The following is a 7,863-nucleotide window of genomic DNA, read 5'->3' as shown; positions in this document are numbered from 1 at the left end:
ACGACGCACCGACATCCACCAAGGACTCCTCGACCTCGCAGCCGCCCTCATCTGCTGGCGAAGACTCCGCAACCGAACCCGATAGGAGCTCTAAGCACAATCGAGCCGTCAGCTTCTTCCCGTCGGGGCATCTCTCCTGAGATTCCGAGGTTCATTGATCGAAGATCGATGAACAGAGATCATCCTCTCATCCGCTGCCACTTGGAGCCAAATAGCGCAAAATATGATGGTACGACTATATCGGCAACGGACGTGTCCGGCCCTCCCCCGATCGAGAGGCAGTTCGTCACAACCAGTGAATCGACACAATTTCTAAATAAATCCCGAACAGCGCCGTTTCCAAATTTGGCCCATCTCACAGGCAGGGCTCGGCGAGGTGCGCCGTCGGAATACGAGATCTCCGCCGCCGGCTCGCCTACCGTCGACGATAACATCATTTCGCATCACAGGCGAGATCTATTACAGTCGGGACCGACATGCTTCTATCAGGAACCGACCCGGCTGGGATAGTGTCCCAAACCGGGTCGACCGTTATCTTAAGTTACGATCCAAGGTCGGACGTTAGGTCAGCTGCTAAATTCTCCTCGCGCGACTCCTCGAATGAATGGGTCCCACTGCTCCGGGGCCAGGACCAGAACGGCTCCGCCGCGGTTCTTCGTGTCGCGCACAGCAACACGGCCATCGTCGACATTGGCGACCTCGACACAGGTACCCGTTCCACAGGCGCTCGCGGTATGCCACAGCAGGCTGAGAATCTGCTCCACCGCCAAAGGCAAAGGCAAAGGGTTCATAAGCCAAATCTTCCTTTCTGGAGGACCGATGCGAACAGAATTGTCCGAGTCGGAGCCCGATAGATGACGCGGGTGTCGCCATCGTCATTCCTGCCGACCGCGTCGTTCCCGAGAGGCGGCGACTCGAATCGTAGCGTTTCGCCGCACCCCAGACTAGAAAGAACTTTCCCCGTCGCGGTTGATGCCTGCACAGGGAGTGGCATCCGGCTTGCCCCCGCTGGGTAAAATTCGTACATGCGAGCATTCGCAACGTGCGCTGCCTAGACCGTGCTCACGATTGATTGAGGATTCCCATTCTTGGAAGCAGACGGTGAGCGGGGTGTACTGTCGCTGAGCGTTCTGGCACGTGGAGCCGGAAGGGCGGTACAGGAAGGAACTCGATTGAGGCTGGTCAGAGTTCGCCGCTTGTGTAAACTGGTCCGGTGCCGCTACAGGGCATTTAGCCGGGGCCAATACATGGCGCCGAGCCGCTCCACACCCACCCACAGCCGGAACCGCATTATACAGCAGGCATCGGTTTCGAGAAGGCCGACCAGCCTCGACGATTGCGTCGGTTTCGAGGCCGCGCTAGGACGAGTTCGCCGTGAGAGTGGCGCAGCGACCGCGAAGCGATGCATCAGCCGTCAGCCGGGCAGAATGGCACGGGTGACGGAGGTCGAGTACGACAAGGCCGCAGTGGACACATACCTCACCGGTAGCCGCGACGTCGCCGCTTCGAGCGATTTTCGTGCATACACGAGCCCGCCGCCGGGTGTGGCCGCGGCCACGGCAATTCCTACAGATCGCCTCTGACAGGCCTCGGCGGTGACTATGCTCTGGGGTGTGGCTGATCAGCGTGGCGAGCGCGGGAAAGATTTGCCTACGCCAGCCTACTTCTTCGTGGGTCGAGACCGTGAGTTGGCAACGATCGGTGCATTGCTCCTGGTCTCGTCTCGACTGTTAACGCTCACCGGACCAGGTGGCATCGGTAAGACGCGCCTTGCGGCCGAGAGCATTCGCCGGTATAGAAAGATCGCGCGTGTGCCCGTGCATTGGGTGCGTCTGGCCCGGCTAGCCGCGGACTCGGACATGGGTGCAGTCATCGAGGAAGTCGCCCATACCGTTGTCGGCGCTGATTACTCTGCCCGGCCGGTGCGCGATACCTTGCTCGCCACTCTCGCGCGCAGCAACGAGACCACCGGACGTAGTTCGCGGCCGGTCTTGGTGCTCGACAACTGCGAACATGTGTTGGCTGCTGTGGGGCAACTCGCGGCCGACCTGCTCGATACGATCCCTGATCTGACCATCGTGGCGACTAGCAGAGAACCGATCGGCTGGGTGGATGAACACATCGTTCCAGTTCCGCCGTTGTCGCACCAGCAAGCTTTGAAGTTGTTCTTCTACCGCGCCGAACTGACTGGCCACCCCATCACCGGCGATGTCCAAGCCGGCGCAGCTGCGGAAATATGCCGCCGGGTATCGAATCATCCCCTCTATATCCAGCTTGCCGCCGCGCGACTGCACCACCATCCGCCGACGGTAATCCTGCGCGGGCTGACAGGATATGCCGATGACGCCCGATTGCGATGGCCGCGTAGCCGCCGCTTCGGGACCGACCTTCGTCACCGATCGGTCACCGATGTGATCACTTGGTCCTACAACCTGTGCACCGACAAGGAACGCTTGCTCTTCGAGCGTCTATCCGTCTTCGCCGCTGGCCATGACACCAATCCTGACGACTCTGCCGCCGCCCCAGACACCGGTGCCGACCTCGACGCCATCGAATCCATCTGCAGTGATCGCCCGAGCGCCGAAACCGATCTGGAACCCGCACCGGTGCCAGACCGCGTACTGCCGAACGACGCTACGGTCAGCTTGGCCCAAGCCGAAATCGAGGAGCTGCTGGAGCGTCTGGTGGAGCAATCCCTGGTCTCGGTGCGCATGACACCGACCGAGGTGCGCTATTGCTTGGTGGAGAGCCTTCGGGTGTATGCCCACCATCGCTTACAACAACGCTCCACATCTGAGGTGGATGAGCCCGTCCGACTGGCCAACCGCCACCTGGTCTACTACCACGACAAGATCGCCTACGCCGCTGCCCACCGCACCGATCCCGAACACCAAGGTCTATGGGATTGGGCGAAAGCGGCCTGGTCGAATACCGTCACCGCGATCGAAACCAGCATCACGGCCTCGGGCCAGGCAGCGGCCGGTTTGGAGATCTGCTTGATGCTGATCGCCCTACGCATTCCGTTCACCAGCGGTTCGGTAGCCGAGATACGCCGCTGGACGGAGCGCTGCCTCAACGCGACCCGTGCCTCAGAGCCACAAACCACCGAACTACAGGTCGCGGCTATGGCCGCTATCGCATGGCTCGCACTTATCCAAGGCTGCCCACAAGATGCCGAGAAGTTACTCGACGACTGTGCCGCCCTCTGCCTCGCCGAACCCGACATCCGAGCGAGCTGGCGCCACAGCGCTGAGACCGACATCGGTCTGCCGGCGTGTGTCGAACTCGCGTGGGGAGCTGAGCTGATGTTCGCTCACAGCGATGCCCGCGCTATCACCGTCCTCACTCGCGCACGGAGAAAATTCGACGCCCTCGGCGACCCCGGGAGTGCAACGCTCAGCATGTTCTTCGCCGCCTTCGCCGCATACCTGCTCGGCACGGCCGAACAAGCCTACGAGTTCGCCCACGCCTGCGCCGAACATGCCACCGCCTCCGGACTCCTATGGGAGCAGGCATGGGCTGGGCAGGCACAGGCGATCGCGCTGAGCCGACAAGGTGGCAACCACATCGAAGCGCTGGCACTGCAACGAAAGTCCTTGGCAGACCTCATCGCCGCGGGAGAACGGTACGGAGTGGTGTTGGCGATCGAATTCAGAATCTGGGCATTGGCCCGCGCCATTACTGACACGACGTCTGCAAGCGACTCCGACCACGGTTCACTGGTCGCGTGGGCGACCGAAATCGCCCACCTTGTTGGAGGAGGCGTGACACTGCGTGCTGAACATGGTGTCAACTTCGAGGCGATGGGGGCGTTCACTGCTGCCTCGGCCGAGGCAGCAACCATCGCACGCCAGATACTCGGGCCCGACGTCTTCGCCGCAGCCGAGGCCCGTGGCGTCCAACTACGACCTGAGCACAACGAAGCGCAGCGCGTCGCGTTGGGCACACTCCGCGTCAGCAACGCATCGGAACGGTCCCCTGCTCAACAAAAGGGCAGTTCGCGCTGGCGCGACCTGAGCCCCACCGAACAACAAGTCGCCACCCTCGCCGCCGCCGGGTGGACCAACCCAGCGATAGCTGCCCGCCGCGGAAACTCTCCTCGAACCATCGACACACAAATAGCTTCGATCTTCCAGAAGCTACTCATCACCTCGCGCGACGACATCATCGAACATCTCCCCCGTGACATCCTCGACAAGGTCAGGACCGAGGCCACCCAACGACCACCCCGCGCAGACGGCAAACACGCCAGCGGCCGCCACAACAGGACGAACTGATCCCGTTTACCTTGAACGATGCCGCCCGGCCGTAAACTGATGTACATCGCAGACAAGCAATCCTCAACAGAAACTCGATCCCAGCACCTAAGCATGAACCATCCGCGGTGAGGGCGATCTCGGCCTCCGTCACCCAACGTTGGCTGCGTATCGGACTTCGTGAAGTGCCGCTCTACACACATCGCAGTCTGTCAGGGCCGCAAGTCCGCAGCGCCCGCGTAGGCGGTTCCGGCCTGCCTGACCTTGCTACTACCCACACAGCGTGACATGGCCGACTCCCAGTCGGCCGAGTCACACGGCTCGAGCACCGGCTCATCAACGACAGCCATGCTGGAACACCCGGTGCACCTAGGTAGGCAGTAGGTAGTTCCTCGATGCTCGAGCGAACCGTCCCCAACGAAAATCGTGGATACAAAAGCTCGGCGTTGCCTCGCGACACCGGCGTGATCGAATAATTCAGTGAGTAATCACACTCGTCCGTCAAAGGAGGGGCAACAGCCACACAAACTCTATGAATAAGTAAACGGCGGAAACTACGTTGTTCGACGCGGTGGCATCGGCCTCTGCATCGTGGTACCGCGAGGGAATACTAATTCGTGCACGTTATCTCAGGAAATGGTGAGCGATCCACAATCCCCTCATTCAATAAATGTTGAACAATCTATTCGACACTTCTCGCCGACGCTGCCACGGGACAAGCTGGAATCCAACCCTTTCGCGCGTGCCGCGACCGACCAACTCCGCTGGCTAAAGCCTCGTCCGGAAAGGTTGGCACGGTAATGCATGAAGATAGCGATCAGCCATGACGGCCAGAGGGTGGAGCCCACCCGAAGGCGATGTCCACATTCGAATCTGGCTGGCCGACGTTGTCTTCGACTACGCGGTCGCCGCAGCGGCAGTACGCAACTTGATCCATGATTGGAAGCGGACGCATTGGTGCACGATTGAATTGATATGCGATAGCATCCAGGACTGTCGCCTGTTGACGCGCCTGCCGTGCGAACGACTGTTCATTGAACCGTGACCAGCAGCGCCACGATTGGGAGTATCGTAACTCCGACTCTGGCTCACTTCCGGTGGCTCGCCGCAGTGTCCGGGGACAAGACCACTCGGTGAATGTGGCGAATGTTGCTGTCGAGCCGATTTTCTCGGATTTGTCGGCGCTGGTGGTGAAGAAAGTTGTCGATGAGGGTTCGTGGGTCGGGATGCGGGCCATGACGGTACCTGGCCCTGCTGGGTGCTTGCGCTACGGCGCAGAATCGACGAACGGTCCACAGCTACCCTTTCCACCCGCATCCACCTTCCTTCCTCCGGAGGTATTCGCCCCTCTATCCAGAGATCAATTCCATGGCCAACCTGGAAAATAGCCATATGGGTAGTGTTCGGATATTTGCGTACTTTGACCGGCGTGTCGGGAAAACCTGACATCACATCTGGAGAGTAGTAGGAGACATGGGAGGGCTGACTGACGGCTGGCGGCACAAGGGCGCGGTCGTGCACATCTTCGCTGACGGCTGGTATGGGCCGGTGTGGTCGGGTGGGCCGGCCGTGACGGACCGTGCCGACCATACGAAGCTCAAGATGAGTGAGTGGCAGACCCGTTCGTGAGACGACGTTGCGCGCGATCTGCACCGTCTGCTCCAGTTCCCGATACCGGCGATGCTGGAGCGCTCTGGAGTGGACACGGTGGCGTCCGAGGCCGAACAGGACGTTGCGTTGCGGCGGGTCTACGCCCCGGATCCCAGGGGTCCCAGCGAAGACGTCAAGGAGCTGATCATGCCCTCTTGGGAGCAGCACATGGCAGGGACCACCAACAGTCTCTGCCACGGCTGAGATTATACCTTACCCCACGACCTACGGGCGTGAACCAGAAATACCTACGAAACATAACCTAGTTCGCGAATTCCGCAGTGCCCGGTGTGTTGATAGCGAGGCTAGGGCGGTGATGGGCGCCCGAGCCGGAGTTGGCAACCGATCACCGAGATGGGTGAGGCGGAATGTATGTCGTGTCGCATCGATTCGAGGGCATCCACTGCGGTGGCGTAGATCCTCGACGCTCGGGCCACTTCCCCCCGTTCTCGGTGCGCCGTCACAATTGCGACGATACTGAGAATCAGTTCGTTGATCAAATCGGATTCGGTGAGCGGATCGTGAACCTCCCTGCACACCTGAGCCAGAACGAACGCTGTCTGTTCCAGATCCGGAGCGAGCGATCGAAGAAAGGGCGGACGGAAGCGACTCCCAGCCGCTAGTGCTGACATACCCACTTCGTGTGCGGCGACGGCGAATGGCCCTTTCGCGTCCGGTTCCGTCCGCCATGACCAAATCGCCAGCACTCCCGCGACCCGGCTTGCCGCCCACCCCCATGCGGCGCGCTCATCGCTAGGAACATGTGCCAGCGTTTCGTTGAAACCCTTGGCATCAGCGAGAGCATGTGCCCACAACGCGGTATCCGCCGAAAGCACCGTTTCCCTGGCTGACGGCGCCACCGAACGCGGAAGTTTCCACTCGGTCAGTGCGGCGGCGATCGCGTGCGGGTCGGGTTCCCACCCTTCGCGCAGGTCGAGCAAACTCAAACCAGCGCCCACCTCTAGGTCGGTGATCGCAGGACCGAGGCGGTCGCTGTAGGCATCATGCCGCTGCGCGATGTAGCCGACGACATCTCCGTTGATGGCATTGACCCGGGGCTGCAGGATGGTCCCGGTCGACCGCATTCGGCGTATCCATTCGACCTCCGAGAGGCTCACCGCAGCCGTGGCACGAAGCGTGCGCCGCAGAATCCGACAATCTGAGCCGCCATCGACTTCCAGCCGCTCGATTCCTAACATTCTCTGCTTGAAACCTGCCCCCTGTCGAAGCAGCCCAACAGACCGATACAGGCAGAGATCACAACGTGTCAACGCGACACGATCCCATCAGTCGACGAACTGGCGAGCACTATCGGCCGATGGGAGTGAATCGCTACTAGAGCGCGCATCCGCTCAGTCTGCCGAGTGACCAATGCGCCCGGTATGGGGCAAGTCCCGACGATCGCCGCGGCACGGGCAATCCGGACTATCACGAAAGCAGCGCTGGCCGCAAAGGGAATCACATCGGCGGCAGCAATACCACTACAGACTCGGCAGATATGGGTTTCTCGGTCTCGCCAATCCGTTGCGTCAGCTGGCGACGCAATCGCAGACCAAGGATGATCACGCGGAGCGCACCGAGTTCTCGTCATGCTGTCAACCCTCCCGACGACCATGATGTTCGGTCACTTGATGATGACCGAAAGGCAGGTCAGACATTAGATCGGCGGAGCCGAAATGGCTTGAATAAAATGTACGTGACCACAAACCTGCGCCCGCGTCCCTAGACGGGTCGCCACTGCGCCACGGGCCCGGCCGAGTCCGTACACGTGTCCAACCTCCCCAAAGGCCGGGCCGTGCGAGTTCCGACGTCCCAGGGGCCGGCTTGACAATCAACTCGCCACACCCTCACGTTGTCGAGCATAGAGCTCCTATCGGGTTCGGTTGCGGAGTCTTCGCCAGCAGATGAGGGCGGCTGCGAGGTCGAGGAGTCCTTGGTGGATGTCGGTGCGTCGTTC

The 7,863-nt window shown here is 60.9% G+C and carries 5 protein-coding genes; 3 read left to right on the top strand and 2 right to left on the bottom strand.

Annotated features, from left to right (window positions below; all coding sequences use genetic code 11):
- Positions 1 to 566 precede the first annotated feature (566 nt).
- On the bottom strand, positions 567 to 791 hold the full coding sequence (locus ACZ6DL_RS37765; protein ID WP_466058509.1) for a DUF397 domain-containing protein: 225 nt from the start codon (positions 789 to 791) through the stop codon (positions 567 to 569).
- Between the two features lie 822 nt (positions 792 to 1,613).
- Here ACZ6DL_RS37765 and ACZ6DL_RS37760 point away from each other — a divergent pair.
- The 3 genes from ACZ6DL_RS37760 to ACZ6DL_RS37750 all read left to right on the top strand — a co-directional run bounded on the left by ACZ6DL_RS37760 (position 1,614) and on the right by ACZ6DL_RS37750 (position 6,110).
- Positions 1,614 to 4,277: a LuxR C-terminal-related transcriptional regulator gene (locus tag ACZ6DL_RS37760; RefSeq protein WP_466058507.1), complete on the top strand. Its 2,664-nt coding sequence runs from the start codon at positions 1,614 to 1,616 to the stop codon at positions 4,275 to 4,277.
- 1,452 nt (positions 4,278 to 5,729) lie between these two features.
- A complete protein-coding gene (locus ACZ6DL_RS37755) occupies positions 5,730 to 5,885 on the top strand; it encodes a hypothetical protein (RefSeq protein ID WP_466058505.1) in 156 nt (51 codons plus the stop codon).
- A 51-nt stretch (positions 5,886 to 5,936) separates the two neighbouring features.
- A complete protein-coding gene (locus ACZ6DL_RS37750; RefSeq protein ID WP_466058503.1) occupies positions 5,937 to 6,110 on the top strand; it encodes a hypothetical protein in 174 nt (57 codons plus the stop codon).
- A 101-nt stretch (positions 6,111 to 6,211) separates the two neighbouring features.
- Here ACZ6DL_RS37750 and ACZ6DL_RS37745 read toward each other — a convergent pair whose 3' ends face one another.
- Positions 6,212 to 7,105, bottom strand: a complete 894-nt coding sequence (locus ACZ6DL_RS37745; RefSeq protein ID WP_466058501.1) for a hypothetical protein — start codon at positions 7,103 to 7,105, stop codon at positions 6,212 to 6,214.
- Positions 7,106 to 7,863: the final 758 nt, after the last annotated feature.

This window comes from Nocardia sp. NPDC041819 (assembly GCF_055590505.1).
Note: the sequence above shows the minus strand (reverse complement) of the source record. Positions and strands in the feature narration are given on the sequence as shown.